This is a genomic window from Massilia sp. (genome assembly GCF_031995545.1).
Lineage (GTDB): Bacteria > Pseudomonadota > Gammaproteobacteria > Burkholderiales > Burkholderiaceae_D > Telluria.
Map to the genome: position 1 here is coordinate 16030 of NZ_DAMAGA010000007.1, position 26495 is coordinate 42524.

A 26495-nucleotide genomic window follows, 5' to 3' on the forward strand; every position below is an offset into this window, starting at 1 on the left:
CGTGCCCACGCCGGATGCGGTGCGCGGCGGCTGCGATGCATGTCAACTGCCGCCTTACCTTAGAGCAATGCACCCTGCCTTGGCATCGCATCCAATGGCCCCGGGTCCGTGACCAGCCGGCGCCATACCGCCAGCTTCTGCTCGAAACTCATCGCCATGTGCGCCGGCGAACTCGAAGGCAACACCACGGTGCGGTAACCGGCGGCATCGAACTGCGGCGCGAACTTGCCCGATGCCTGGCCATTGAAGCCAACCGTTTCGAGCAGCGGACACAGTTCGCGCAGGCGCTGGAAGTCGTTCGCGGCCGGCTTGCGGATCGCTGAATCGAGACTACCTTCGCGCTCGCATTCCCCCAGCACATCCCACAGGCCAACGCCATGCGCCAGCAGGCGGGTCAAGCGCTCGGCATACGGCAGTGCCGCCAGGTCTTCGTCGACGACAGCGGAAATCAGGCGCCAGAACCCGTTGCGCGGATGGGCGTAGTACTGCCCGACGGCGAGTGAAGCGGTACCCGGGAAACTACCAAGTACCAGAACGCGGATGGCGGGTGTGATGACGGGCGCCAGGCCTGTCAGGCGGGAACCGGACATGGATGCATCAGTAAGGGGCCGGCAGATGGCGTGCCACCTGCCGCGATGGAAGTCGGGCCTTGCGACGGGGTGCCAGCGGCCGGAAGCGCCCGGGCAAGGAGCGCGAGCGATACCAGCCCGGGCATCTCGCCTGGGGCCACGACCGAACCCGACGAAGTATAGCTCACGTAGCAGGCCCGCCACTTCCGGACCGGCGTCCACGTCCGTCGCATTGTTCCAGGTGAAGAGCGCAAGGAGTCGTACTCGGCGCACTTTCCGCCGGCCGAACTCGGCGCCATGCGGCTCTGCAATCGAGCGCATGCATGCGGTATGCGGCGATGGAAGCACTATTTATCGAATCTGGCGGCAACGCAGGCCGACGGACAACTGCCGCCGGCGTCATCTCGCAGCGCGACGGCGCGCTTTTCCGCTGGCTGCTAAGATGGGCATCGATAGGTAAGATATTAGTAAATACTGCTTTCGTATTTCTTCGCAGAAAGTTCCATTGGAAAGGAATGTCATGTCATTGATTTTGCAGAATCAGATTGCGTTGGTCACCGGCGCCGGCTCGGGCATCGGTCGCGCAGTCGCGCTCGCCTATGCGGCCGCCGGCGCCAAGGTCGTCGTGTCGGACATTAACCAACAGGGTGGCGAAAGCACTACCGCCGCCATCCTGGCCGCAGGCGGCGACGCCATCTTCGTGCGCGCCGATACTTCGCTGGCGAGCGACAACGAGGCGCTGGTTGCCGCTGCGCTCGCACACTACGGTGCGCTGCACATTGCCTGCAACAATGCCGGCATTGGCGCTCCCGCCAGCGATGTCGCCGACTATGACATTGCCACCTGGGACAAGATCATCGGCATCAACCTGTCCGGTGTGTTCTACGGCATGCGCTACCAGTTGCCGGCACTGCTGGCTTCCGGCGGCGGCGCGATCGTCAACATGGCATCGATCCTGGGCCAGGTCGCGTCGGCGCAAAACAGCGCCTATGTCGCTTCCAAACACGGCGTGATCGGACTGACCAAGACCGCCGCGGTCGAATATGCCGGGCGCGGCATTCGCATCAATGCGGCCGGGCCGGGCTTCATCGACACGCCGGCGGTGCAGGCCATGCCCGAGGATGCGCGCGCGCCCCTGATCGGCCTGCATCCGATCGGCCGGCTAGGCACGGCGGAAGAAGTGGCCGAACTGGTCGTGTGGCTCAGTTCAGGCAAGGCGTCGTTCGTGACCGGCGCCTATTATCCGGTCGATGGCGGCTACCTGGCCGTCTGACATCCTCGCGCGCTCTGGCGCGGCCATGGCGTGCTCCTCACGCATAAAAAAGCGGCGGCACGCTCGCGCATGCCGCCGCAAAGGGCAAACAACCCTGCGGAAAAGCCAGATCAGCGCTGCACCAGCGTTGCGTGACCCGGCTGTGCATTGTCCCAGCCGCCGCCCAGGGCGCGGATCAGCGCCACTGTCGTCAGCGCGCGGTCGCCACGCAACTGCACCGCGGTCCGTTCCACCGTCGCCAGATTGCGCTGGGCGTCGAGCAGTTCCAGGTAGCTCGAGCGGCCGGCGTCGTACAGCTTCTGCGCCAGGTCGGCCGAACGCCGCGCCGAGACCAGCGCCGCCTCGATCTGAGCCGACTGGCCGGCCAGCACGCGCAGGCCTGCCAGGCTGTCCTCGACTTCGGCGAACGCCACCAGCACGCTCTGGCGGTAGCTGCCGACCGATTCTTCCAGCGCCGCTTCGCTGCGCAGCACATTGTTGCGATTGCGCCCGCCGTCGATGATCGGCATCGAAGCCAGCGCGCCGATCACCCACGAGCGGCTGCTCCAGCGGAACACGTCCGAGAACGCGCCACCGACACCGCCGCCGTCAGCGCTGATGACCAGCGCCGGGAACATCGCACCGCGCGCCACGCCGATGCGGGCATTCGACGCTTCCATCGCGCGCTGGGCGGCGACGATGTCGGGACGGCGCTCGAGCAGGCTCGAAGGCAGGCCGGCCGGGATCGCCGGCATCGCGGTCGTACCCAGAAGCGGGCTAGGCCCGGCCACGTAGTTGGCTGCCGGTTTGCCCAGCAAGACCGCCAGCGCATGCTCGCTGGTGGCGCGCTGGCGCTGCAGGCCGATGGCTTCGGCGCGCGCCGTGGCCAGTTCGGTTTTGGCACGCGACAGGTCAAATTCGCCGATGTCGCCCAGGTCGAAACGGCGCTGGGTCACGCCCACGCTTTCTTCGCGCAGGCGCACGGTCTGCGCCACGGTGTCCAGCTCCGCGTCCAGCGCGCGCAGCCTGAAGTAGGTCTGCGCCACGTCGGCATGCAGCGCCAGCAGCACCGAGCGGAAGTTGGCTTCGGACGTCGCCGCGTCGCTGCGCGCCGCCGCCACGCCGGCCGCCACCCGGCCGAACAGGTCGACTTCGTAGCTGGCGCTGAGGCGCGCGTTGTAGCTGGTGTGCGCTTCAGTGTTCGTGCCCGGCGCCAGATTCGATTCCAGCGGCGACAAACGGGCGCGCTGGGCGCCGATGCCGATGCCCACCTGCGGGATGCGGTCCGCCTCGGCGATGCCGGCGATTGCGCGCGCCTGGCGCACCCGGCTCGCAGCCACCGCCAGGTTGGCGTTGTTGACGGTCGCCTCTTCGACCAGCGCGGTGAGCGCCGGATCGTTGAAGGCGAGCCACCACTGGCCGCGCGGCTGCTGTTCGGCCGGCTGCGCCGGCTTCCAGCGCGCGCCGTCGATGCCGTCGACGGCGAGCGCCGGCGTCTGCGATTCGCGGAAGGCATCCGGCGTCTCGACATACGGCTGCCTGAATTCAGGCGTGGCGCAGGCGGTGAGCAGCAGCGCCGCCAGTAATGGAGCCACGCCCCGTGCAATCATGTTCATCATCTCAATGCACTCCTTCGGTACCATGCGCCGCCACTGCCGGCGCATGCACGGGTTTTTCGAACCGCTTGGCCAGCGTGCGCAGCAGCACGTAGAACAGCGGCGTCAGGAACAGGCCGAAGAAGGTCACGCCCAGCATCCCCGCGAACACGGCGATGCCGATCGCATGGCGCATCTCGGCGCCGGCGCCGCTCGAGAACACCAGCGGCACCACGCCGGCGATAAAGGCGATCGACGTCATCAGGATCGGACGCAGACGCAGGTGGCTCGCTTCCAGCGCCGCTTCGACCACGGTACGGCCGTGGTGTTCGAGTTCGCGGGCGAATTCCACGATCAGGATCGCGTTCTTCGACGCCAGCCCCACCAGCACGAACAGTGCGATCTGGGTGAACACGTTGTTGTCGCCACCGGTCAGCTTTACGCCGATCAGCGCGCACAGGATCGACATCGGCACGATCAGGATCACTGACAGCGGCAGGGTCCAGCTTTCGTACTGGGCGGCCAGCACCAGGAACACCAGCAGCACGCACAGCGGGAACACATAGATCATGGTGTTACCGGCCAGGATGTCCTGGTAGGTCAGCTCGGTCCACTCGAAGCCGACGCCTTTCGGCAGCGTCTCTTGCGCGATCTTTTCCATGATGGCCTGGGCCTGGCCCGACGACACACCCGGCGCCCCGCCGCCATTCATCTCGGCGGCGACGTAGCCGTTGTAGCGCTGCACGCGGTCCGGACCATAGGTATCGCGCACCCGCATCAGCGACGACAGCGGAATCATTTCGCCGCTGTTGCTGCGCACCTTCAGCTGCTCGATCTGCTCGCGCTGCGAACGGAACGGCGCATCGGCCTGCACCCGCACCTGGTAGGTGCGGCCGAACTGGTTGAAGTCGTTCACGTACATCGAACCCAGATTGATCTGCAAAGTCTGGTTGATGGTTGCCAGCGGCACGCCGAGCTGCTTGGCTTTCACGCGGTCGATGTCGGCGTACAGCTGCGGCACGTTGATCTGGAAGCCCGAGAACACGCCCGCCAGTTCCGGCGTCTGCCAGGCGCGCGCCTGCAGCGCCTGCACGCCCTTGTACAACTCGTCGTAGCCGACGTTGGCGCGGTCTTCGATCATCATCTTGAAGCCGCCGGTGGTGCCGAGGCCATTCACCGGAGGCGGCGATAGCACCAGCACGAAGGCGTCTTCGACGGAACCCATGCGCTTGTTGATTTCGGCGGCGATGCCGTCGGCGCTGGTTTCCTTGGTGGTGCGTTCGCTGAACGGTTTCAGGCCGACGAACACGATGCCGGCGTTCGGCGCATTGGTGAAGCCGTTGATCGACAGGCCCGGGAAGGCGATCGACGATTCCACGCCAGGGATTTCCTTGGCGATCTCGGACATCTTGCGGATCACGGCGTCGGTGCGGTCGAGCGAAGCGGCGTCCGGCAGCTGGGCGAAGCCGATCAGGTAAGCCTTGTCCTGCTGCGGAACGAAGCCCGGCGGCACCGCCTTGAACATGAAGCCCGCAGCCACGGCAAGCAGGAGGTAGACGCCGATGGCGGCGCTCTTGCGGCGCAGCACACCCTTGACGCCTGCTTCGTACTGCAGCGACGAACGCTTGAAGAAGCGGTTGAAGCCCGCGAAGAAGCGGCCGAACACAGTGTCGATCATGCGCGTCAGGCGGTCTTTTGGGGCGCCATGCGGCTGCAGCAGCGCGGCCGACAGCGCCGGCGCCAGGGTCAGCGAAGCGAAGGCCGAGATCACGGTCGAAATCGCGATGGTCAGGGCGAACTGGCGGTAGAACTGGCCGGTCAGGCCCGACACGAAGGCGATCGGCACGAACACCGCGCACAGCACCAGGGCGATGGCGATGATCGGGCCCGAGACTTCCTTCATCGCCTGGATCGTGGCGTCGTGCGGATTGAGGCCGTTCTCGATATTGCGCTCGACGTTTTCCACCACCACGATGGCGTCGTCGACCACGATACCGATCGCCAGCACCAGTCCGAACAGCGACAGCGTGTTGATCGAGAAGCCGAAGGCCAGCATCACGGCGAAGGTACCGACCACCGACACCGGCACCGCGATCAGCGGGATGATCGAAGCGCGCCAGGTCTGCAGGAACAGGATCACCACCAGCGCAACCAGGACGACCGCTTCGAGCAGGGTATGGATTACCGAGTCGATCGACTCGCGCACGAACTGGGTCGGGTCATACACGATCGAGTACGCGACGCCGGTCGGGAAGTCCTTCGACAGCGTTTCCATGGTCGCACGCACGTCGGCGGACAGTTGCAGGTCGTTGGCACCAGGTGCGGCGAAGATCGGGATCGCCACCGCGGATTTGTTGTTCAAGAGCGAACGCAGGGCGTACGAGCTGGAGCCGAGCTCCAGGCGCGCCACGTCTTTCAGCAGCGTGGTGCCGCCGTCGGCGTTGGTCTTCAGGACGATGTTGCCGAATTCCTCGACGCTCTGCAGGCGGCCTTGCGTGTTGACGGTCAGCTGGAAGTCGGCGTCTTTCGACGGACCCTGGCCGATCACGCCGGCCGCGACCTGCACGTTCTGCTCGCGGATGGAATCGACCACGTCGGTCGCGGTCAGGTCGCGCGCGGCGACCTTTTGCGGGTCGAGCCAGATGCGCATCGCGTAGTCGCCCGAGCCGAACAGCTGGACTTCGCCCATCCCCTTGATGCGGGCCAACTGGTCCTTCACGTTCAGCACCGCGTAGTTGCGCAGGTACAGGTCGTTGTAGCGGCCATCGGGCGAATTCAGGTGCACCACCATGGTCAGGTTGGGCGACGACTTCACCGTGGTCACGCCGATTTGGCGCACTTCTTCCGGCAGGCGGGGAAGCGCGCGCTGGACCCGGTTCTGCACCGCGGTCTCGGCCTGCTCGACGTCCGTGCCGATTTTGAAGGTGACGGTCAGCGCCAGTGCGCCGTCCGAGGTGTTTTGCGAGGACATGTACAGCATGTCCTCGACGCCGTTGATCTGCTCTTCGAGCGGCGTGGCCACGGTCTCGGCGATCACCTTGGGATTGGCGCCCGGGTACTGGGCGCGCACCACCACCGACGGCGGCACCACTTCGGGATACTCCGAGATCGGCAGCATGAAGATCGAGATCAGGCCGCCGACGAAGATCAGGACCGACAGCACGGCCGCGAAGATCGGCTTGTCGACAAAGAAACGAGGGAAGTTCATGTGATTACTCCTTGCCTGCCATGGCCAGCTCGGTAGCCTTGGCCGGGGCTGAGGCTGGGGCTGTGGTGGTGGCCACCATCGGCACCGTCTGCGCCGTGATCGGCGCGCCCGGACGCACGCGCTGCAGGCCGTTGACGACGATCTTCTCGCCCGGCTTCAGGCCTTCGCGCACGATGCGCAGGCCTTCGTTGACGGGGCCGAGCTTGACGGCGCGGTATTCGGCGTTGCCTGCCTTGTCGACCACGTACACGAACTTGCGGTCCTGGTCGGTGCCGATGGCGCGGTCGGTGATCAGGATCTGCTGTTGAGGCGCGCCGCCGGCGATCTGCACGCGGGCAAAGAGGCCCGGCGCCAGCAGGCGCTCGCTGTTGGCGAAGGTGGCGCGCATGCGCACGCTGCCGCTGCGGCTGTCCAGTTGGTTGTCGACGAACTCGAGCTTGCCGGTGTGCGGGAAGCCTTCTTCGCCCGCCAGGCCGACTTTCACTTCGACCGGCTGGCCGGCGTGCACGCGGCGGCTCACGCGCAAGTAGGTGTCTTCGTCGCCGTCGAAGCTGGCGTAGATGCGGTCCAGCGACACGACGGAGGTCAGCACCGCGCTGGCGTCGACCAGGTTGCCGAGGGTGATCTCGGCTTTCGAGACGCGGCCGTCGATCGGTGCGGTGACGCGGGTGTAGGCCAGGTTCAGGCGCGCGGCCTCGTGCTGGGCCTGGGCGGCGCGCGCATTGGCGTCCAGTTCCTTCTGGCCGGCGGCGCGTTCGTCGAACTCGCGCTGGGCCACGGCTTTATCGGCCAGCAGGCGCTCGGCGCGCTGCAGTTCCAGGCGCGCCAGGTCGGCCCTGGCACGCGCGGCGGCGGCGGCGGCCTGGGTGCGGTCGGCTTCGGCCTGATACGGGCGCGGATCGATCACGAACAACACGTCGCCCTTCTTGACTTCGGCGCCCGGCTTGAAGTTGACGGCGGTGATATAGCCCGACACGCGCGGGCGGATCTCGACGATCTCAATCGCTTCCAGGCGGCCCGAGAATTCCTGGGTTTCAGTGACTGCCTTCTGCACCACCACCGCGCTCGACACCGGCGGCCCGGCCTGCGCCGCCGCGGGCGCGGCGTTGCTGTTGGCGTCGGAGCAGCCGCTCAAGGCCGCGCCGACAATACCGGCCAGCGCCAGGGCGCCGGCCATCGCTTTCAGTTTGCCCATTCCTCGTTGGTTTTTCATGATGCACCTTTCTTATTAATGACAACGTACTTTGGTAAATCTGCAGACAATAAGAACCCGTCGCGCGTCGCCGGCATGTCGTGCCGGGCGAAACGCGGGCGAATAGAAGCCCCTTCCACGCAGCGGGCGTGGAAAAAATTCAATGATGTGGTGGCGGGATCGCGGCCTGCCGGGTCAATCCGGCGGCGCGCGGCCGGTGCGGCTTATCCCCGGCAACAGCGGCGCATCGAGCGCGTCCGCGGGCCTTGTCGGTGATGGTTCATGGCGACTCTCCTTCTGGTGAGATTCCCGTCGGGCCCAAAGATGCGGGCAAAACGGGGGCCTTGCCGTGCGATCGGCACGGTGTCCTGGTGCTTCGGATGCTGGCCCGGCTGCGGCCGGGCGATGGTTGAGGCTACGCGCTGCGCGTCATGCGCCCTTGCGTTTCTCCAGCCCCGACAGGAAGCTGGTGATTTCGTCCATCGCATGCACCTTGCACGCGCAGACGTTGCGGCCATTCGGGTCTTGCAGGTTCAGGTCGGCCGGCGGCATGCGGCGCACCGTGGTGCAGACTCCCGAATTGATCAACTTCGATCCATATTGTTCCGCTTCGTCGCGCAGCGGATCGTCTTCGGCCGACAGGATCAGGGCCGGCGCCAGGTTCTTCAGCCGGCTTGAATGCAGCGGCGCGGCATACGGGTGCGAGCGATCGGCTGCGTGCGGCAGGTAGCCGCGGTAGGCGGCGGCGCACTCGGTGGCGGCCTTTTCGCGGTCGACACACAACGTCATCTGGCGCATCGAGCCGGTGCTCAGCGCCGGGTCCAGCATCGGCATGATCAGGATCTGGCCGGCCAGCGCCGGGCTGCCGCGGTCGCGGCTCATCAATGCGCACACCGCCGCCAGGTTGGCGCCGGCTTCGATGCCGGACGCCACCAGGTATTTGCCGTTCCAGCCCAGTTTGGTCTTGTTCTTCTTGGCCCAGGCCAGCACCGCGTGCGCGTCTTCGACCGCCGCGGGGAACGGGCTGACGGTCGCCAGCGTATAGGTCGAGGCCAGCACCGCCGGATAATGGTCGCATTCGGCCAGCGAGCGCAGGAAGTCGTCGGCTTTCTGCAGGTCGCCACTGTCGAAGCCGCCGCCGTGGAAGAACACGACCAGCATGTCTTTCTTGGCGGCCGGGCCGGCGGTGTACAGCCTGGCGGCCAGCGCTCCGTTGGCGCCCTCGACCTCGAGGTCGCGCACTTTCACGGCGTCGGATGCGGCTTGTGGCACGGCGCTCATCGTGCGGTTCCCTGTTCCTGCAGCTGGACAATCCGTTCGTCGACGCCGGCGCACTCGCCCGAGCAGCTCATCTGCACCTGCAGCGACAGCGCATGCAGGCCGCGCGCTTCCAGGCTGGCAGGACGCGAATAGGCATCGGTGCAGAGCAGCCCCGCCAGTGCGACGCCGCTCAGGGTGACTGCTACCGTGGTGAAGATTCCGTCCCGCATGCTCATGGTGCTGCTCCAGTTGTCAAAATGTTTGTTGCGATGCACACACTATAGCTTTCAACTACAATCAGATAAATACATCAATTCCGAATTGATTGTTCGGATTGCTGAACAATAACGTTAATTTCATCGAGAATTTGAGATGAACAAACTCCAAGCCATGGAAGTCTTCGTGCACGTGGTCGACTGTGGCAGCTTCACGCGCGCTGGCGAAATGCTGCAATTGCCCAAGGCGACCGTATCGACCCTGGTGCAATCGCTGGAAACTTCGCTCGCATCGAAGCTGCTGCACCGCACCACGCGTCACGTCTCGGTCACCTCGGACGGGGCCGCCTACTATGAACGCTGCATCCGCATCCTGTCCGACGTGCGCGACGCCGAGGAATCGCTGTCGCGCCACCGCTTCAGCCCCAGCGGCAAATTACGGGTGGATACGCCGACCGGGCTGGCATCCGAGATCTTGATTCCCGCCCTGCCCGACTTCTTCGAGCGCTATCCCGACATCACGCTCGAACTGGGCAGCACCGACCGCCCGGTCGACCTGGTCGAGGAAGGCGTCGACTGCGCCGTGCGCGGCGGCGAGCTGATGGATACCGGCCTGATCGCACGGCGCGTGGGCGTGATCAACTTCGTCACCTGCGCCGCGCCGTCGTACGTCGAGCGCTATGGCATGCCGCTGCACCCGAACGATCTCGAGCGTCATCGCTGCGTCAATTACTTCTCGGCCAAGACCGGCAAGGTTAGCCACTGGGATTTCAACCGCGACGGCGAGCGGATCGAAGTGGCGCTGCCGGGCACGCTGGCGCTGAACGATTCGAATTCCTACGTCAAGGCCGGGCTGGCAGGCCTGGGCGTGATCAGCATGACCGATTATCTGCTCAACGAACACCTGGCACTGGGCACCATGGTGCGCCTGTTGCCGGAGTGGCGCAGCGATCCGCTGCCGGTACACGTGGTGTATCCACAAAACCGCCACTTGTCGGCCAAGGTGCGGGTATTCGTCGAATGGGTGGCGGAATTGTTCGCCAATAATCCGCACCTGCGCCTGCAGCCGGCGGATACGGCAGCCCCGGTTCCGCCGTTGCCGGCGGACGCGGCAAGGTTGGCACAACGCGGCTGAGCGGGCGTAGAATCGTCCTGACACAACAAGGACAGGAGACGCCGCCATGGACCACGCCTCGCCGCGCCATCTCGCCGCGCGCCCGATCGATTTCCTGCTGGCGCGCTATGCCGAGAGTCATCGCAATCCGCTGAATGAAACGATTCATGTGGTGTGCATTCCGGCTATCGTGTTCAGTCTGCTGGGGTTGCTGTGGGCGATCCATCCGTTGGTCGCGTTGCTGACGGTGGCGGGTTCTCTGGCGTATTACTTCACCTTGTCGCGGCCGTTCGCGCTGGGGATGGGGGCGATGGGAGCGATCATGCTTGCCTTGCTGTCCTTGATTCCAGACGGGATGGTACTGCCGGCCTCAATCGGGATTTTCGTACTCGCTTGGGTGGGGCAGTTCATCGGGCACCGCATCGAGGGCAAAAAGCCGTCGTTCTTCGAGGACCTGCGCTTTCTGCTGATCGGGCCGCTGTTCGTGCTGAGCTTGCTCTACCGGCGCATGCGCATCGATTGGTAGGGTGGCGGCTATGCCGCCAACCCTACATGTTGCGCGATTGATACAACGTGGTCGCGCGCGGGCGTAAAACATTCCAGATGAGCAATCGCGGCGCTCTATACTCCCGCGATGTCCTCTCCCGTCCTGTTCACCATCGCCTCGCTGATCTGGGGCTCGACCTTCTGGGCCATCACCTTGCAGCTGGGGCACACGCCACCGGCGGTCTCGGTTGCCTACCGCTTCTTCCTCGCCGCCGCCACGCTGTTCGCGATCTGCATCGCGCGCCGCGATTCGCTGCGCCTGCCGTGGCGTACCCATCGCTGGATGGCGCTGCAGGGTTCGCTTACCTTCGGCATCTCCTACATCTGCACCTACGAATCCGAGCAGCACGTGGTGTCCGGCCTGGTCGCGGTGCTGTTCGCGCTGATGGTGTTCTGGACCCCGATCTGGAGCCGCATCTTCTTCGGCACCGCCATCAACCGCCGCACCTGGGCCTGCGGCGTGGTTGCCACCGCCGGCGTGGCGCTGCTGTTCTGGCACTCGATCGGCGACGCCTGGCGCGATCTGCAGAGCGGCGGCAACGGCCACTTCCTGGCCGGCGTGGTGCTGGCGCTGAGCGCCACCCTGGCCAGCTCGGCCGGCAGCATCGTCGTGAACAAGGTCAAGGAACAGTGTTCCAACCTGCCGCTGACGATGGCGTGGTCGATGCTGTGGGGCGCGTCGCTGGTCACCGTGTGGGCGCTGGCCAACGGCGATACCTTCGTGCTGCCGGACAGCGGCACCTACTGGGCCGGCCTGGTCTACCTGTCGATCGCCGGCTCGGTGATCGCCTTCTTCGCCTACTTCACGCTGATCGGCCGCATCGGCGCCAACAAGGCCGTGTACATCGGCGTCATCACGCCGGTGCTGTCGGTGCTGCTGTCGGTGCAGCTCGAAGGCTATCGTCCGGGCCCGATCGAATTCGCGGGCATGGTGCTGTGCCTGGCCAGCGTCGCCTGGGCCCTGCGCGCACCGGCGCCCAAGAGCGTACAATCCGCCACCCTGAACAATGCCATCGAAACGCCATGACTGATTCCGTCTTCTCGATCCGCCCCGCCACGCCTGCGGACGTTGCTCACATCCACGCCATGATCGTCGAGCTGGCCGTGTTCGAAAAGCTGGAGCACATGGTGGTGGCCACCGAAGCCCTGCTGCATGAAGGCCTGTTCAGCGTTCGCCCAAGCTGCGAAGCGATCGTCGGTGAAGAGAACGGTGAAGTCGTGACCTTCGCCCTGTTCTTCCATAACTTCTCGACCTTCCTCACCAAGAAAGGCCTGTACCTGGAAGACCTGTACGTGCGCCAATCGCATCGCGGCAAAGGGTTTGGTACGCAGATGCTGCAGCGCCTGGCGCAGATCGCGCTCGAACGCGGCTGCGGCCGCTTCGAATGGTCGGTGCTGGACTGGAACGAGCCGGCAATCAATTTTTATAAGGCCATGGGCGCGGACGTGATGCCGGACTGGCGCATCTGCCGCGTCACCGGCGACAGCCTCACTGCCCTGGCGGAACGCGGCTGAACAAACCCGTACCCACAAAGAAAAGCCCACGGGCCTTGGCACCGTGGGCAAACCCATTTTGGCAAATGGGGAGGGGAGATGGGAATCACATGAAGCCACTATAGACGTTGATTCTTAACGAACCATTAAGCTTTACATTTGCTTACCGCGTCCATGCTTGCTGCGTGACTTCGGGACCATCATTACCCGGATGGAAAAATACGGATTGAGGACGATCAAGCCGGCAACGTCCTGTTGCGTGGGTGGGACGCCGTATGGGCTCAGCCGCAGTGCGGGGTGCGCACCACGCCGTCATTGACCACGGCGCGGCACGGATTGAAGCCGATCGCATACGCCAGGTCGGCCGGACGCGCGATGTCCCACAGCGCCAAGTCGGCGCGCTTGCCGACTGTCAGTGTGCCGATCTGGTCCTGCAGGCCAAGGGCGCGTGCGCCGTTGATCGTGGCGCCCTGCAATGCCTCCTGCGGCGTCAAGCGCCACAGCGTGCAGGCCATGTTCATCGCCAGCAGCAGGGACGTCATGGGCGAGGTGCCGGGATTGCAGTCGGTGGCTACCGCCATCGCCACGCCGGCTTCGCGCAGGGCGGCCACCGGCGGCGGCGTGCTTTCTCTTAAAAAGTAATAGGCTCCAGGCAGCAGGACCGCGACCGTGCCCGCCTGCGCCATGGCCGCGATCCCTTGCGCGCTCAGGTGTTCGAGGTGGTCGGCCGACAGGCCGCCGAACCGCGCCACCAGTCCCGCCCCACCCTGGTCCGACAGCTGCTCCGCGTGCAGCTTGACCGGCAGGCCGAGCGCGCGCGCCGCCTCGAACACGCGCGCGGTCTGGTCATGAGTAAAACCGATGCGCTCGCAGAACGCGTCCACCGCATCCACCAGGCCCTGCCCGGCCAACGCCGGCAACATGCGTTCGCATACCTCGTCCACGTAATCGTCCGGACGGCCGGCAAACTCCGGCGGCAGTGCGTGCGCGCCGAGGAAGGTGGTGGCGACCCGCATCGGCAGCAGCTCGCCAACGCGGCGCGCCGCGCGCAGCATGCGCTCCTCGGCGTCCAGCGCCAGGCCGTAGCCGGACTTGATCTCGAGCGTGGTCACGCCCTCCGCCAGCAGGGAACGCACGCGCGGCAGGCTGGCTGCGAGCAGCGCATCGACATCGGCCTCGCGCGTGGCGCGCACGGTGGACATGATGCCGCCGCCGGCGCGCGCGATATCCTCGTACGTGGCGCCATTCAGGCGCGCTTCCCATTCGTTGCTGCGGTTGCCGGCGTGGACGATGTGGGTGTGGCAGTCGACCAGTCCCGGCGTCATCCAGGTGCCGCCGCAGTCGTGTTCCCGTGCCGCCGCCGGCGCGTCAAGACGCTGGCCGATCCAGGCGATGCGGCCATCCTTCACCGCCAGCGCGGCGTCCTTACATTCGCCGTAGCCGTTCTCCATCGTGGCCAGGTGCACGTTGGTGAACAGCAGATCCGCTTCAGTCATACATCGCCTCGTCGTCGTCGTCCGAGTGGTAATGGACGTCGACAATATAGATCGTGGCCTGCCACGCTTCCAGCGTCCACACGGTGCCGGGGTCGAGCACCACGGCGTCGTAGCGCACCAGGCCGATGCGCTCGTCGTCGCTGGCCAGCTGCAGGCTGTCGCCTTCGGCCAGGAACAGCACCGTGATCTCGGCGCGCGCGACAAAGGTCGAGTCGCCACTCAGGCGCCGGCGCCCGAACTGGTGGTAGCAGCGTTCGCTGCGCGACATCACATTAAAGTCGGTGGTCGGCCCGCGATTGAGCTTGGCGCTCACCTCGGAGCTGCCGTCGAAGGCCACCACCGGCTCGGCCTCGCTGACCATGGTCGGCTCGCCGTCGATGTGCAGCAGCATGCCGGGGCCGTCGACCAGCGCCAGCGTGCGGTCGACACCGTCGAACTGCGAAAACGCGCCATCCTCGGCGATGGTTGCCAGGCTGACGCGCCAGTCGAAGTCGTCGAAGCTGGCGTCGGGCGGGCCGATCGCGATCTCGATCGTGCTGCCGCCGCCGTTCTTCCACGGCGCCGGGGCCAAGCCTGCAAACGGAATCAGGACACTCATGTGCTCACCTCTGGCTCAACGCAGTTCAACCTTCACGTAATTCCCGGACGGCCTGGCGATAGCGCTGCTCGATCGCATCCTGCGCCACATGGCGCCCGCCCTGCACTACCCAGTGCCCTCCGCACAGCACGTCGCGCACCAGGTTATCGTTCCCGCAAAATACCAGACGTCCCAATACTTCGTCGTCGCGCACACCGTCCAGGTTCGGATGGGTGCCGTCCAGCACGACCAGGTCGGCGCGCTTGCCGGCTTCAAGGGCGCCGACGCGCCGTCCCGCCGCCCGGGCGCCGCCCTGCAGCGCGGCCTGCCACAGATAGTCTCCCACATTGCGCTGCTCGCGGGTCACGGCGACGTTGCGGCGCTGGTGCTGCAGCCGCTGGCCATACTCGAGCCAGCGCAGTTCCTCGACCGGGCTTTGCGACACATGGCTGTCGCTGCCGATGCCAAACGCGCCGCCAGCCGCGATGAAGGGCTCGAGCGGGAACAGGCCGTCGCCCAGGTTGGCTTCGGTGGTCGGGCACAGGCCGGCGACCGCCCCGCTGCCGGCCAGCGCCGTCACCTCGCCATCGTTCAGATGGGTCGCGTGTACCAGGCACCAGCGCGGGTCGAGTGCAATCTCGCCCATCAGGTATTCGACCGGACGGCGGCCAACCGCATCCAGGCATTGCTGTACTTCGGCCTGCTGCTCGGCGATGTGGATGTGCAGCGGACGTTCCTGCGGCAGTCCGTCCTGCAGCGCGCGGATCTGGTCGATCGTGGCGGCGCGCAGCGAATGCGGCGCCGCGCCGACCTCGAGCTGGCCGCCGCGCAGCGTGCCCAGTGCGTCGACGATGCCGAGCACGTCGTCCACGTTCGTGCGAAAGCGTCCCTGCTCCGGTTTCAGCGCCTGCTGGCCGAAGCCGGCATGGCTGTACAGCACCGGCAGCAGCGTCAGGCCGATGCCGGCCGCCTGCCCCGCCGCGGCGACGCGTTCCGCCGTTTCCGCCGGGCGCGCATAACTGCGGCCATCGACGTCGCGCTGCAGGTAGTGGAATTCGCACAGCGAAGTGTAGCCGTGGCGCAGGCATTCGGCGAACAGCTGGGCCGCGATGGCTTCGATCTGGCCCGGCGTGATGCGCGCGGCGAAGCGGTACATCAGGTCGCGCCAGGTCCAGAAGCTGTCTGGCCCATCTCCCGCGCGCTCGGTCAGGCCGCCCAGCGCGCGCTGGAAGGCATGCGAGTGCAGGTTGACCATCCCCGGCAGCACGTAGTCGGCGCGCGCTACTTTCAATGGTGCCTGGGCACCGGCCGCGACCCGGGTCAGGTCGCCGTGGATATCCCATTCGAGCAGCACTTCGCGCCGCCAGCCTTCCGGCAGCAGCGCGTAGCGCGCAAACAGCGCGTTCATCGCGCGCCTCCATGCACCCAATCCAGCGCGGAGCCAATCATGTCGCGCAGCAGCGGCTGCACTTCGGCCGCGACCTCGGGACGATATTCGAACGGCGGCGACTCGTTCATGTACAGGCACTGGCACATCTCGAGCTGGATCGCATGCACATCGTTGGCCGGCTGGCCGTAATGGCGCGTGATGTGGCCACCCTTGAAGCGGCCGTTGAGGGCAAGCCAGAAGCGGTCCTGCGAGCGCGCCACGTTCAGGATCGCGTCTTCCAGTCCCTGCGCGCACGACTTGCCTTCGGCAGTGCCGAAGTTCAGGTCCGGCAGGCGGCCCTCGAAAAAGCGCGGCACCCTTGATGCAATCGAATGCGCTTCCCACAGCACCACCGCGCCATGTTCGGCCTTCAGGCGGTCGAGTTCCGCGCGCAGCTGTTCGTGGTACGGCCGCCAGTACAGCTCCAGGCGGCGCTGGACCTCGGCCTGGTCCGGCTCTTTCCCTTCCTGATACAAGCGCTCGCGCCCGAAGGTATCGACCGGGCACAGGCCGGTGGTGTCCAGGCCCGGATACAGGTTGGTGTTCTCGGGCGGGCGATTCAGGTCGATCAGGTAGCGCGACCAGCGCGCCGAGATGGTCGAGACGCCCATCTCTTCCAGGAAGCCATACAGCTCCGGCAAGTGCCAGTCGGTGTCGGCACGCGCCTGCGCACAGGGCGCCAGCGTCGCCGCCACGTCGTCGGGAATGTCCGTACCCGCATGCGGCATCGATACCAGCATGGGAAGCCTGCCTGCCTTGAACCGGAACGCCATCACGCCTCCTGTCTGAATAATTTAGGGATGCAGCACCGTGAACAGCTCCTTGCACGACGCCGACAGCGCGCCGTCCACCACCAGCCTGCGCGCAGCTTCGATGTCGGGCGCGAAGAAGCGGTCGGCGTCGTACGGCGCCACCTGGGCGCGCAGCTGCGCGTGCACGTGCTCCAGGTGCTGCGAACTTTGCAGCGGGCGGTGGAACTCGATGCCCTGGGCCGCCGCCAGCAGCTCGATGCCGACGATCACCGCCGTATTGTGCGCCATCTGGTCCAGGCGGCGCGCCGCGAAGGTGGCCATGCTGACATGATCCTCCTGGTTGGCGGACGTCGGCAAGCTATCGACACTGGCAGGGTGCGCATGCGACTTGTTTTCTGACGCCAGCGCGGCGGCGGTAACGTGGGCGATCATGAAGCCCGAGTTCAGGCCCGGCTCGCGCACCAAAAAGGCGGGCAGGCCGGAGAGGTTGGCGTCGATCAGCAGCGCGATGCGGCGCTCGGCCAACGCGCCGATCTCCGCGATCGCCAGCGCCAGCGTGTCGGCCGCAAAGGCAACCGGCTCGGCGTGGAAGTTACCGCCCGAGACGATGTCGCCGCCGCCTTCCGCGTCCAGGAACAGCAGCGGGTTGTCGGTGACGGCATTCGCTTCGATCAGCAGCGTGCGGCCGGCGTTGGCGATCAGGTCCATCACCGCGCCCATCACCTGTGGCTGGCAGCGCAGGCTGTACGGATCCTGCACGCGCTCGTCGCCGACCAGGTGCGAGGCGCGGATCGCGCTGCCGGCCACCAGTTCGCGATATATTGCAGCGGCCGCGATCTGGCCCGGCTGGCCGCGCACCGCGTGGATGCGGGCGTCGAACGGCGCGTCGCTGCCGCGCGCGGCGTCGACCGACAGCGAGCCGGTGACCATCGCCGCTTCCAGCAGGCGTTCGGCCATGAACAGGCCGTGCAGCGCCAGTGCGGTCGAGACTTGCGTGCCGTTGATCAGGGCCAGGCCCTCTTTCGCGCCCAGCACCACCGGCTCGATGCCGGCCGCGCGCAGCGCGTCGCCCGCTTCCACCAGTTCGCCATTGTGGCGCACCTGGCCCACGCCCAGCATGGCCAGCGTCATGTGCGCCAGCGGCGCCAGGTCGCCCGAGGCGCCGACCGAACCCTGCGACGGGATCGCCGGCATGATGCCCGCGTTGTACAGGGCGATCAGGGTCTCGACGATCACCGGACGCACGCCGGAGTAGCCGCGTGCCAGGCTGCCGATCTTGGTCAGTACGATCAGGCGCACGATGGCATCCGACAGCAGCGGGCCGGTGCCGACCGCGTGCGACAGGATCAGGTTCTGCTGCAGCGCGGCCAGCTGGTCGTGCGGAATATCGGCCTTGGCCAGGATGCCGAAGCCGGTGTTCACGCCGTAGGCCGGGTCGCCCTTGGCGACGATGGCGTCGACCAGGTTGGCGGAAGCAATGATTGCGGACCATGCTTCGTCGGCCAGGGCCAACGGCGCGTGGGTGGACCAGACGGCGCGCAGATCCTTGAGGGTCAGTTGGCCGGGTTGCAGAGTGATGTTGTTGTTCATGGTGCTTGAAACGTTATTTGATCATAGGGAGATTCAGGCTGTTCTGCTTGGCGGTCTCGATGGCCGTCTCGTAGCCGGCATCGGCGTGACGCATCACGCCCGAGGCGCTGTCGTTGACCAGCACCCGTGCCAGGCGCTTTGCGGCGGCCTCGGTACCATCGGCAACGATCACGACGCCCGAGTGCTGCGAGTAGCCCATGCCGACGCCGCCGCCGTGGTGCAGCGAGACCCAGGTGGCGCCGCCGGCGGTGTTCAGCAAGGCGTTCAGCAGCGGCCAGTCGGACACCGCGTCGGTACCGTCGCGCATCGCTTCGGTCTCGCGGTTCGGGCTCGCCACCGAGCCGGTGTCGAGGTGGTCGCGTCCGATCACGATCGGCGCTTTCAGTTCGCCCGTGCGTACCATCTCGTTGAACGCCAGGCCGGCCAGGTGACGCTCGCCCAGTCCCAGCCAGCAGATGCGCGCCGGCAGGCCCTGGAAGGCGATCCGTTCGCGCGCCATGTCGAGCCAGCGGTGCACGCGCGCGTGGTGCGGGAACAGCTCCTTGATCTTGGCATCCGTTTTATAGATGTCTTCCGGGTCGCCCGACAGCGCCACCCAGCGGAACGGGCCGCGGCCTTCGCAGAACTGCGGGCGGATATAGGCCGGGACGAAGCCGGGGAAGTCGAAGGCATCCTGCACGCCTTCGTCCTTGGCCACTTGGCGGATGTTGTTGCCGTAGTCGACGGCGTAGCAACCCAGTGCCTTGAAGTCGAGGATGGCCTGCACGTGGACGGCGCACGATGCCGCCGCTTCCTTTTTCAGTCGCGCGTGCTGGGCCGGGTCCTGCTGCGCCGCCTTCCACTGTTCGACCGTCCAGCCGGCGGGCAGGTAGCCGTTGATCAGGTCGTGGGCCGAGGTCTGGTCGGTGACCAGGTCGGGCTTGATGCCGCCAGCTTTAGCGCGGCGCACCAGTTCCGGCAGCACTTCGGCGGCGTTGCCGAGCAGGCCGATCGAAATCGCCTCTTTTTTCTCGACGTGCTGCGCGATCATGGCCAGCGCCTCGTCGATATCACGCGCTTGCTTGTCCAGGTAGCGCGTGCGCAGGCGAAAATCGATGCTGCTTTGCTGGCATTCGACGGTCAGCGATACGGCGCCGGCGAAGGTTGCCGCCAGCGGCTGGGCGCCGCCCATGCCGCCCAGGCCCGCGGTCAGGATCCAGCGGCCCGCCATGTCGCCGCCGAAGTGCTGGCGCCCTGCTTCGGCAAAGGTTTCATAGGTACCCTGCACGATGCCTTGCGTGCCGATGTAGATCCAGCTGCCGGCCGTCATCTGGCCGTACATGAACAGGCCCTTGCGATCGAGTTCGTTGAAGTGTTCCCAGTCGGCCCACTTCGGCACCAGGTTCGAGTTCGCCAGCAGCACGCGCGGCGCGTCGGCGTGGGTCTGGAACACGCCCACCGGTTTGCCGGACTGGATCAGGAGGGTCTGGTCGTCTTCCAGCGCGCGCAGCGAGGCCAGGATCTGGTCGTAGCATTCCCAGTTGCGCGCGGCGCGGCCGATGCCGCCATAGACCACCAGGCGCTGCGGGTTTTCCGCGACCTCGGCGTCGAGATTATTCTGCAGCATGCGGTAGGCGGCTTCGGTAAGCCAGCTTTTGCAGGCGAGCTCGGTGCCGCGCGGAGCGCGGATGGTGCGCGATGGATCGAAGCGGGGGTCTTCCAGGCGGGACGTGTCGGTCATGGCGGCTCCTTGGTCAAGGACGGCGCGTGCATGGGCGCACACGCCACGTTGCGACGAGTCTAGGTTGTCTATACAACCAAGTCAATCCATTTTGTCAGCGCCGCGAGGCCCGGCGCGCCCCGCTACCGCATCACTTCCTGAACACCTGCTTGCCCGCCACCCAGGTCTCCAGCACGCCGGTCTTGTGAATGTCATAGGTCGGCATGCGGAACAGATCCTGATCGATCACGATGAAGTCAGCTTGCTTGCCCGGCTCCAGCGAACCGAGCGTGGTTTCCTGGTGCCCGGCATACGCGGCATCGAGCGTGAAGCAGCGAAACGCTTCTTTTAGCGACATCGCCTGGTTCGCATACCAGCCGGCCACCGGCTGCCCCTGCGCGTCCTGGCGCGTGACGGCGGCGTGCAGGCCGAAGAACGGATTCGGCGACTCCACCGGGAAGTCCGACCCGCAAGCGATACGCGAACCCTGGTGCAGGAAGCTGCGCCACGCGTACGCGCCCTTGATGCGCTCGGGGCCGACGCGGGTCTCGGCCATGTTCTTGTCCGAGGTCGCGTGGGTCGGCTGCATCGACGGGATGATGTCGAGCGTTTTAAAACGCGGGATGTCGGTCGGCTGCACCACCTGCGCGTGCTCGATGCGGTGGCGCTGCCCCGCCGTGCCGGTGGCTTTCACTTCTTTCTGGTACAGGTCGAGGATCTGCTTGTTGCCGGCGTCGCCGATCGCGTGCACGTTGACCTGGTAGCCCTTGCGCATCGCCTTGGCCATCATCTTGTCCATGTCCGCGCTCTTGTGGAACAGCAGGCCGTGCGAGTGCGGATCGTCGCTGTACGGCTTGATCAGCGCCGCGCCGCGGCTGCCCAGCGCGCCGTCCGAATACAGCTTCACCGCGCGCAGCGCATACATGCCGTTGCCGTAGTCCTTCAGCGGGCCCTTGCTTGAGAGCTGGTCGAAGTCCTGGTCGGTGCCGGCGATCATGCCGTACACGCGGGCGGTCAGCTTGCCGCCATCGGCATAGGCGCGGTAGATCTTGTCCTGGGCGACGTCGACGCCGGCGTCGTGCACGCTGGTGATGCCGACGCGTGCCATCTCCGCCAGCGCGTGGTTCAGGATGACGCGGCCTTCGGCCTCGGTCTGCTGCGGCAGCACCTTGGTCATCAGTTCCTGCGCGGCGTCGACCAGCACGCCGGTGGCGTCGCCATTCGCGTCGCGCACGATCTTGCCGCCGGCCGGATCCGGGGTCGAGCGGGTGATGCCGGCCAGCGCCAGCGCGCGGCTGTTGGCCCAGCCGGCGTGGCTGTCGACGCGATCGAGCCATACCGGGCGATCGCTGACGACGGCGTCGAGTTCCTTGGCGGTCGGGAAGCGGCCCAGCTTCCAGTTTTCCTGGTTCCAGCCGCGGCCGCGGATCCAGGCATGATCGCTATTCGCCTTGGCGTAGTCGCCGATCGATTTCAGCGCGCCTTGCAGCGACGTCGAATGGAACAGGTCGAGCTGCGTCAGTTGCTGGCCCAGGCCGAACACGTGGCCGTGGGCGTCGATCAGGCCGGGCAGCAGCGTGCGGCCCTTGAGGTCGATGCGTTTGGCGTTCGGCGCCCCCTTGATCACATCGGCGCTGGCGCCGACCGCGATGATGCGGCCCTTGTCGTCGAAAGCGATGGCGCTGAACTGGACCAGGTCCCCCTTGGCGTTCAGGGTGTAGCCGTTGGCGTTGTCGACGACCGTGCCGGCATGGGCCGAGACCGATCCAAGAGCGCCGATGACGGCAAGGGCCAACAATGAGGATTTCAGGGGGTTGTGGCGCGCACGCATGCTGTTCTTTTCTCCGTGTTGTAGGGTCCCGCGCTTCGTGGGCGCGGCAGGGAGCCAGTGTATAGAACTTTGCATGACGGGCATAGCGCCGGCGGCCGCTTCAATCGGACGTCGATTGCTCCTTTTCGCGGTCGAGCAAGGCGCGCTTGCGCTCGATGCCCCAGCGGTAGCCGGACAGCGCACCGCCGGTGCGCACCACGCGGTGGCAGGGAATCGCCACCGCGACCGGATTGGCGGCGCAGGCCCCTGCCACGGCGCGCGCTCCGCCCGCCAGGCCAAGACGCTCGGCCAGTTCGGCGTAGCTGACCGTCTGCCCTGCCGGGATCGCCCTCAGCACCTGCCACACGCGCTGCTGGAAGGCGGTGCCGCGCACGTCGAGCGGCAGCTCCAGGCCCAGGCGCGGCGCTTCGACCAGCGCGATCACCTGCGCCACCGTCTGCTCGAACGCGGGCTCGGCGCCCACCAGTTCGGCGTGCGGGAAGCGCGCCTGCAGGTCGTCCAGCAGCGGCTCCGGCTGGTCGCCGATCAGGATCGCGCAGATGCCGCGTTCGGTGGCCGCGACCAGGATCGCGCCCAGCGAGCATTGAGCAAGCGCGAAGCGGATCGTCTCGCCACGCCCGCCCGCGCGATAGCGGGCCGGCGCCATGCCCAGCACCTCTTGCGAGGCTGCGTAGAAGCGCCCGCTGGAACCGAAGCCGGCTTCGTAGATCGCGTCGGTCACCGAAACGCCATCGCGCAAGCCGTCGCGCACCAGACTGGCGCGCCGGGCGGCGGCGTAGGCCTTGGGCGTGATGCCGGTGTGCGCCTTGAACACGCGATGGAAGTGGAAGCGGCTCATGCCGGCGGCCTGCGCCAGCTGGTCCAGGTCTGGTTCCTCGGGCGACTGTTCGATCAGGCGACAGGCGCGCGCCACTGCCTCGGCCTGGCGCTCGGCCAGCGGCGGCTGGGTCGGCGCGCAGCGCAGGCAGGGGCGAAAGCCCGCTGCCTCGGCCTGTTCGCACGATGCGTGAAAGCCCACGTTAGCGCGCCGCGCCGGGCGCGATGGGCACGACGGCCGACAATAGACGCCGGTGCTGAGTACCGAGTAATAGAAGTGGCCATCCGCGGCCGGGTCGCGCTGCTGCACGGCGTGCCAACGCGCCTCGTCGCTATCGAAAGATCGGGTGGTCGTGCTCATGATGCTGCTCCTTGCAGGTCGATGGTGCGATTCTGGTCCCATCCACGCAGCCATGCACTCCGGGTCTTGCTATCGAATCCACGGTGCTAGAATTCAGGCGACTCGCGGACTGTTCGTCCCCGTCAGCACCGGCACTTCGGAGATTAGTTTGGAAGCACAGAGCGCGCAAGACCGACCGCAAGACAAGTCCCCCATCTTCCAGCAGATCAAGGATTACCTGCTCGGCGAAATCGCATCCGGGCGCTGGAAGGAAGGCGACGTGGTGCCGTCCGAGCAAGCCTTGGTGCGTCAGTTCGGCGTCTCGCGCATGACCGTCAACCGCGCCGTGCGCGAACTCACCGCGGAGCAGGTGCTGGTGCGGCGCCAGGGATCCGGCACCTACGTGGCGCCGCAGAAGTACCAGGCCACGCTGGTCGAGATCCGCAACATCGCCGACGAGATCCGCGCGCGCGGCAAGCTGCACGCCAGCCGCGTGGTGCTGCTGCGCGCCGAACCTGCTGACGAAGCGCTGGCCGCCGAATTCATGCTCGAGCCGGGTGCCACGCTGTTCCACTCTCTGATCGTGCATTGCGAGAACGACACCCCGATCCAGCTCGAGGACCGCTGGGTCGACCCGGCCTGTGCCCCGGCCTACCTGGAGCAGGACTTCACCAGCATCACCCCCAACGAACACCTGACGTCGGTGGCCCCGCTGCAGGGCGCGGCCTACACCATCGAAGCCCAGCCCGCGCCACCGGACGCGGCGCAGCTGCTCGGCATCGACGCCAGCCTGCCCTGCCTGGTGCTGCACCGGCGCACCACCTCGGCCGGCAGGGTGGCCTCGGTGGTCACGATGTGGCATCCAGGCCACCTGGCGCGCTTTACCGGCACCGTGTAAAGATTTATTCGCGGCCCAAGCGCCCCGCCGCGCCCGTTTGCCGCCATAATGGCCGTCGATTCCACCTGCCCGACCGAACGCCATGCCCGCTTCCGCTGCCGCCTCCCGCCCCGCTCCCTTGCGCGTGCTGGTGCTCGACGACGACCAGCTCCTGCTGGACGTCATGCGCGAAATGCTGGCTGCGTGCGGCCCATTCGACATCGTCACCGAGACCGAGGCGCGCCAGGCCCTGCTGCGCCTGGACGAGAACATGCCCGACGTCCTGATCTGTGACCTGATGATGCCGGAGATGGACGGCATCGAATTCCTCACTGCCGCCGCGGCGCATGGTTACCACGGCAAGGTGATCCTGCTGTCGGCGGCCGAAGACGGGATGCGCAATGCCGCCGGCGACCTGGCGCGCGCGCTCGGATTGCAGGTGGCAGGAACGTTCCGCAAGCCACTGTTGCCTGAGCAATTGCGAGAGGCGCTGGGATGTTGAGATTTTGTACAAAGCCGTGAACACGGTTTAGAAAAATGGGGTATTATTCGCCTCATTCCCCGCCTGACACCCTCTAGCCGTCCTTCCAATATTGAATTTTGCACACAGTGCCTCCACCATTGTGTAGCAGCAATATTGAGCAAGCAGATTCAAACGGCAGCCGGCCGAGACGTTCCTAGTAGTTGGTCTCCAGGCGTTAAGATAACGATTTCTACCTCACACTGAGGAAACCATGAGCGAAAACATCAAACACATCAGCGATGCAACCTTCGAAGCCGACGTGCTCAAATCCGAGCTGCCGGTGCTGGTCGATTTCTGGGCCGAGTGGTGCGGTCCTTGCAAGATGATTGCCCCGATCCTGGAAGAAGTAGCCAAGGAATACGCCGGCAAAGTGACCATCGCCAAGGTGGACGTCGATGCCAACCAGGCCGTGCCGGCCCAGTTCGGTATCCGTGGCATCCCGACCCTGATCCTGTTCAAGAACGGTGAAGCCGCTGCCCAGAAAGTTGGCGCAATGGCCAAGGGTCAGTTGACCGCTTTCCTCGACAGCAACATCTAAACAATACTTATAAGATAAGCGGCGACGGCGCGCCCGCGCTGTCGCCATGTATGGCCGGGAGCCACGCTCCCGCCTTGATCAACCCACGCTGTTCCCTCCCCTACCTTTTTTACCCGTCACGGGTCACCCACACACATGCATTTATCTGAACTGAAGGCGATGCACGTTTCCGCGCTGCTGGAAATGGCAATCGGCCTCGACATCGACAACGCGGCACGCCTGCGCAAACAGGAACTGATGTTCGCGATCCTGAAAAAGCGCGCGAAAGGCGGCGAGCAGATTTTCGGCGACGGCGCCCTGGAAGTGCTGCCGGACGGTTTCGGTTTCCTGCGCTCGCCTGACGCGAGCTACATGGCTTCGACCGACGACATCTATATCTCGCCGTCGCAGATCCGCCGGTTCAACTTGCATACGGGTGACTCGATCGAAGGCGAAGTGCGTACGCCGAAGGACGGCGAGCGTTACTTTGCGCTGGTCAAGGTCGACAAGGTCAACGGCGAATCGCCGGAAGCCTCGAAGCACCGCATCCTGTTCGAGAACCTGACCCCGCTGCACCCGAACGAGCCGCTGCGCCTGGAGCGCGACATGAACGGCGCCGAGAACATCACCGGCCGCATCGTCGACCTGATCTCGCCGATCGGCAAGGGCCAGCGCGGCCTGCTGGTGGCGTCGCCTAAGTCGGGCAAGTCGGTCATGCTGCAGCACATCGCGCACGCCATCACCGCAAACCACCCCGACGTGACCCTGATCGTCCTGCTGATCGACGAACGCCCTGAAGAAGTGACCGAGATGCAGCGTTCGGTGCGCGGCGAAGTGGTCGCCTCGACCTTCGATGAACCGGCCACCCGCCACGTGCAGGTCGCCGAGATGGTGCTGGAAAAAGCCAAGCGCCTGGTCGAAATGAAGAAGGACGTGGTCATCCTGCTGGACTCGATCACCCGCCTGGCACGCGCCTACAACACCGTGATCCCGGCCTCGGGCAAGGTGCTGACCGGCGGTGTCGACGCCAATGCGCTGCAGCGTCCGAAGCGCTTCTTCGGCGCCGCCCGTAACGTCGAAGAAGGCGGCTCGCTGACCATCGTCGCGACCGCGCTGATCGAAACCGGCTCGCGCATGGACGACGTGATCTACGAAGAATTCAAGGGCACCGGCAACATGGAAGTACACCTCGAGCGCCGTCTGGCCGAAAAGCGCGTCTATCCGGCGATCAACCTGAACAAGTCGGGTACCCGCCGCGAAGAACTGCTGATCAAGCCGGACCAGCTGCAGAAGATCTGGATCCTGCGCAAGTTGCTGTACTCGATGGACGAGATCGAAGCGATGGAGTTCATCCTCGACAAGATGCGCGCGACCAAGAACAATGTCGAGTTCTTCGACATGATGCGCCGCGGCGGCTAAGCCCCGACGCAGCGTTCGCGCAATAGGCGGCCTTCGGGCCGCTTTTTCATTGTGGCACCGTCGTTGCATCCCCTTTCGGATCACCGTATAATCTCCGGTTCAGTCCACCCCTGGCAAGTGAGCGGCAATCGGGTCAAGAAGCAAGGCGACCGACGAAGTGCTGTTTGGCTACCAACATTAGAAA

The 26495-nt window shown here is 65.9% G+C and carries 23 protein-coding genes; 9 read left to right on the top strand and 14 right to left on the bottom strand.

The features are described 5' to 3' along the window. Nucleotides 1-59: 59 nt before the first annotated feature. Nucleotides 60-590 (bottom strand): DNA-deoxyinosine glycosylase, encoded by a 531-nt coding sequence (locus RTQ83_RS07425; RefSeq protein WP_312512759.1) that lies wholly within the window; start codon nucleotides 588-590, stop codon nucleotides 60-62. Nucleotides 591-1089: 499 nt separating this feature from the next. Between RTQ83_RS07425 and RTQ83_RS07430 the strand changes: the two genes are divergently transcribed. Next, on the top strand, nucleotides 1090-1842 hold the full coding sequence (locus RTQ83_RS07430; protein ID WP_409456088.1) for a glucose 1-dehydrogenase: 753 nt from the start codon (nucleotides 1090-1092) through the stop codon (nucleotides 1840-1842). A 110-nt stretch (nucleotides 1843-1952) separates the two neighbouring features. Here RTQ83_RS07430 and RTQ83_RS07435 read toward each other — a convergent pair whose 3' ends face one another. From RTQ83_RS07435 to RTQ83_RS07455, 5 genes are all read right to left on the bottom strand, one after another. Next, nucleotides 1953-3440 carry an efflux transporter outer membrane subunit gene (locus RTQ83_RS07435; RefSeq protein ID WP_409456089.1) on the bottom strand — a complete coding sequence of 496 codons (1488 nt, stop codon included), beginning with the start codon at nucleotides 3438-3440 and terminating at the stop codon, nucleotides 1953-1955. A 1-nt stretch (nucleotide 3441) separates the two neighbouring features. After that, nucleotides 3442-6624: a multidrug efflux RND transporter permease subunit gene (locus tag RTQ83_RS07440; protein WP_312512761.1), complete on the bottom strand. Its 3183-nt coding sequence runs from the start codon at nucleotides 6622-6624 to the stop codon at nucleotides 3442-3444. Nucleotides 6625-6628: 4 nt separating this feature from the next. Further along, nucleotides 6629-7837, bottom strand: a complete 1209-nt coding sequence (locus tag RTQ83_RS07445) for an efflux RND transporter periplasmic adaptor subunit (protein WP_312512763.1) — start codon at nucleotides 7835-7837, stop codon at nucleotides 6629-6631. Nucleotides 7838-8245: 408 nt separating this feature from the next. Further along, nucleotides 8246-9097: an alpha/beta hydrolase gene (locus RTQ83_RS07450; protein WP_312512765.1), complete on the bottom strand. Its 852-nt coding sequence runs from the start codon at nucleotides 9095-9097 to the stop codon at nucleotides 8246-8248. Further along, the gene (locus tag RTQ83_RS07455) at nucleotides 9094-9312 is read right to left on the bottom strand and encodes a hypothetical protein (RefSeq protein WP_312512768.1); all 219 of its coding nucleotides are present in this window, start codon (nucleotides 9310-9312) and stop codon (nucleotides 9094-9096) included. The genes RTQ83_RS07450 and RTQ83_RS07455 overlap by 4 nt, the downstream gene beginning before the upstream one ends. 136 nt (nucleotides 9313-9448) lie before the next feature. Here RTQ83_RS07455 and RTQ83_RS07460 point away from each other — a divergent pair, with 136 nt between their 5' ends. The 4 genes from RTQ83_RS07460 (at nucleotide 9449) to RTQ83_RS07475 (ending at nucleotide 12466) form a co-directional block, all read left to right on the top strand. Next, entirely contained in the window at nucleotides 9449-10426 is a 978-nt protein-coding gene (locus RTQ83_RS07460; RefSeq protein WP_312512770.1) for a LysR family transcriptional regulator, read from the top strand. Nucleotides 10427-10472: 46 nt separating this feature from the next. Next, on the top strand, nucleotides 10473-10931 hold the full coding sequence (locus RTQ83_RS07465) for an Mpo1-like protein (protein ID WP_312512773.1): 459 nt from the start codon (nucleotides 10473-10475) through the stop codon (nucleotides 10929-10931). Nucleotides 10932-11039: 108 nt separating this feature from the next. Next, nucleotides 11040-11978 (top strand): EamA family transporter, encoded by a 939-nt coding sequence (locus RTQ83_RS07470; protein ID WP_312512776.1) that lies wholly within the window; start codon nucleotides 11040-11042, stop codon nucleotides 11976-11978. Then, nucleotides 11975-12466 carry a GNAT family N-acetyltransferase gene (locus RTQ83_RS07475; protein WP_312512779.1) on the top strand — a complete coding sequence of 164 codons (492 nt, stop codon included), beginning with the start codon at nucleotides 11975-11977 and terminating at the stop codon, nucleotides 12464-12466. Before RTQ83_RS07470 ends, RTQ83_RS07475 begins: the two co-directional genes overlap by 4 nt. Nucleotides 12467-12726: 260 nt before the next feature. On the opposite strand, the gene hutI is transcribed toward RTQ83_RS07475, so the two are convergent. From hutI to ada, 8 genes are all read right to left on the bottom strand, one after another. After that, the gene (hutI, locus tag RTQ83_RS07480; protein ID WP_312512781.1) at nucleotides 12727-13941 is read right to left on the bottom strand and encodes an imidazolonepropionase; all 1215 of its coding nucleotides are present in this window, start codon (nucleotides 13939-13941) and stop codon (nucleotides 12727-12729) included. Further along, entirely contained in the window at nucleotides 13934-14539 is a 606-nt protein-coding gene (locus tag RTQ83_RS07485; protein ID WP_312512783.1) for a HutD family protein, read from the bottom strand. The genes hutI and RTQ83_RS07485 overlap by 8 nt, the downstream gene beginning before the upstream one ends. 25 nt (nucleotides 14540-14564) lie before the next feature. Then, nucleotides 14565-15926 carry a formimidoylglutamate deiminase gene (locus tag RTQ83_RS07490; protein ID WP_312512785.1) on the bottom strand — a complete coding sequence of 454 codons (1362 nt, stop codon included), beginning with the start codon at nucleotides 15924-15926 and terminating at the stop codon, nucleotides 14565-14567. Further along, nucleotides 15923-16720 carry an N-formylglutamate deformylase gene (gene hutG / locus RTQ83_RS07495; protein ID WP_312512787.1) on the bottom strand — a complete coding sequence of 266 codons (798 nt, stop codon included), beginning with the start codon at nucleotides 16718-16720 and terminating at the stop codon, nucleotides 15923-15925. Before hutG ends, RTQ83_RS07490 begins: the two co-directional genes overlap by 4 nt. Nucleotides 16721-16741: 21 nt before the next feature. Further along, complete coding sequence (gene hutH, locus RTQ83_RS07500) at nucleotides 16742-18289, bottom strand: histidine ammonia-lyase (protein WP_312512790.1); 1548 nt, start codon at nucleotides 18287-18289, stop codon at nucleotides 16742-16744. A gap of 13 nt (nucleotides 18290-18302) precedes the next feature. After that, entirely contained in the window at nucleotides 18303-20009 is a 1707-nt protein-coding gene (hutU, locus tag RTQ83_RS07505) for a urocanate hydratase (RefSeq protein WP_312512792.1), read from the bottom strand. 130 nt (nucleotides 20010-20139) lie between these two features. Continuing rightward, nucleotides 20140-21819, bottom strand: a complete 1680-nt coding sequence (locus RTQ83_RS07510; protein WP_312512794.1) for an amidohydrolase — start codon at nucleotides 21817-21819, stop codon at nucleotides 20140-20142. 100 nt (nucleotides 21820-21919) lie between these two features. Continuing rightward, nucleotides 21920-22996, bottom strand: coding sequence for a bifunctional DNA-binding transcriptional regulator/O6-methylguanine-DNA methyltransferase Ada (ada, locus tag RTQ83_RS07515; protein WP_312512796.1), 1077 nt, complete (start codon nucleotides 22994-22996; stop codon nucleotides 21920-21922). A gap of 148 nt (nucleotides 22997-23144) precedes the next feature. Here ada and hutC point away from each other — a divergent pair, with 148 nt between their 5' ends. The 4 genes from hutC (at nucleotide 23145) to rho (ending at nucleotide 26311) form a co-directional block, all read left to right on the top strand. Next, nucleotides 23145-23873, top strand: coding sequence for a histidine utilization repressor (gene hutC / locus RTQ83_RS07520; RefSeq protein WP_312512798.1), 729 nt, complete (start codon nucleotides 23145-23147; stop codon nucleotides 23871-23873). Between the two features lie 82 nt (nucleotides 23874-23955). Beyond that, nucleotides 23956-24354 carry a response regulator gene (locus RTQ83_RS07525; RefSeq protein ID WP_312512800.1) on the top strand — a complete coding sequence of 133 codons (399 nt, stop codon included), beginning with the start codon at nucleotides 23956-23958 and terminating at the stop codon, nucleotides 24352-24354. Between the two features lie 232 nt (nucleotides 24355-24586). Beyond that, nucleotides 24587-24913, top strand: coding sequence for a thioredoxin TrxA (trxA, locus tag RTQ83_RS07530; RefSeq protein WP_290417537.1), 327 nt, complete (start codon nucleotides 24587-24589; stop codon nucleotides 24911-24913). A gap of 135 nt (nucleotides 24914-25048) precedes the next feature. Further along, the gene (gene rho, locus RTQ83_RS07535) at nucleotides 25049-26311 is read left to right on the top strand and encodes a transcription termination factor Rho (RefSeq protein WP_312512806.1); all 1263 of its coding nucleotides are present in this window, start codon (nucleotides 25049-25051) and stop codon (nucleotides 26309-26311) included. Nucleotides 26312-26495: the final 184 nt, after the last annotated feature.

Bases quoted from the DNA above. Each gene is read 5' to 3' on its own strand.
- RTQ83_RS07460 (WP_312512770.1), top strand. From the start codon at position 9,449: ATGAACAAACTCCAAGCCATGGAAGTCTTCGTGCACGTGGTCGACTGT.
- RTQ83_RS07425 (WP_312512759.1), bottom strand. From the start codon at position 590: ATGTCCGGTTCCCGCCTGACAGGCCTGGCGCCCGTCATCACACCCGCC.
- RTQ83_RS07490 (WP_312512785.1), bottom strand. From the start codon at position 15,926: ATGAACGCGCTGTTTGCGCGCTACGCGCTGCTGCCGGAAGGCTGGCGG.
- RTQ83_RS07475 (WP_312512779.1), top strand. From the start codon at position 11,975: ATGACTGATTCCGTCTTCTCGATCCGCCCCGCCACGCCTGCGGACGTT.
- hutG (WP_312512787.1), bottom strand. From the start codon at position 16,720: ATGGCGTTCCGGTTCAAGGCAGGCAGGCTTCCCATGCTGGTATCGATG.
- hutH (WP_312512790.1), bottom strand. From the start codon at position 18,289: ATGAACAACAACATCACTCTGCAACCCGGCCAACTGACCCTCAAGGAT.
- RTQ83_RS07455 (WP_312512768.1), bottom strand. From the start codon at position 9,312: ATGAGCATGCGGGACGGAATCTTCACCACGGTAGCAGTCACCCTGAGC.
- RTQ83_RS07435 (WP_409456089.1), bottom strand. From the start codon at position 3,440: ATGATGAACATGATTGCACGGGGCGTGGCTCCATTACTGGCGGCGCTG.
- rho (WP_312512806.1), top strand. From the start codon at position 25,049: ATGCATTTATCTGAACTGAAGGCGATGCACGTTTCCGCGCTGCTGGAA.
- RTQ83_RS07470 (WP_312512776.1), top strand. From the start codon at position 11,040: ATGTCCTCTCCCGTCCTGTTCACCATCGCCTCGCTGATCTGGGGCTCG.
- RTQ83_RS07430 (WP_409456088.1), top strand. From the start codon at position 1,090: ATGTCATTGATTTTGCAGAATCAGATTGCGTTGGTCACCGGCGCCGGC.
- hutI (WP_312512781.1), bottom strand. From the start codon at position 13,941: ATGACTGAAGCGGATCTGCTGTTCACCAACGTGCACCTGGCCACGATG.
- RTQ83_RS07525 (WP_312512800.1), top strand. From the start codon at position 23,956: ATGCCCGCTTCCGCTGCCGCCTCCCGCCCCGCTCCCTTGCGCGTGCTG.
- RTQ83_RS07440 (WP_312512761.1), bottom strand. From the start codon at position 6,624: ATGAACTTCCCTCGTTTCTTTGTCGACAAGCCGATCTTCGCGGCCGTG.
- trxA (WP_290417537.1), top strand. From the start codon at position 24,587: ATGAGCGAAAACATCAAACACATCAGCGATGCAACCTTCGAAGCCGAC.
- ada (WP_312512796.1), bottom strand. From the start codon at position 22,996: ATGAGCACGACCACCCGATCTTTCGATAGCGACGAGGCGCGTTGGCAC.
- hutU (WP_312512792.1), bottom strand. From the start codon at position 20,009: ATGACCGACACGTCCCGCCTGGAAGACCCCCGCTTCGATCCATCGCGC.
- RTQ83_RS07485 (WP_312512783.1), bottom strand. From the start codon at position 14,539: ATGAGTGTCCTGATTCCGTTTGCAGGCTTGGCCCCGGCGCCGTGGAAG.
- RTQ83_RS07445 (WP_312512763.1), bottom strand. From the start codon at position 7,837: ATGAAAAACCAACGAGGAATGGGCAAACTGAAAGCGATGGCCGGCGCC.
- RTQ83_RS07465 (WP_312512773.1), top strand. From the start codon at position 10,473: ATGGACCACGCCTCGCCGCGCCATCTCGCCGCGCGCCCGATCGATTTC.
- RTQ83_RS07510 (WP_312512794.1), bottom strand. From the start codon at position 21,819: ATGCGTGCGCGCCACAACCCCCTGAAATCCTCATTGTTGGCCCTTGCC.
- RTQ83_RS07450 (WP_312512765.1), bottom strand. From the start codon at position 9,097: ATGAGCGCCGTGCCACAAGCCGCATCCGACGCCGTGAAAGTGCGCGAC.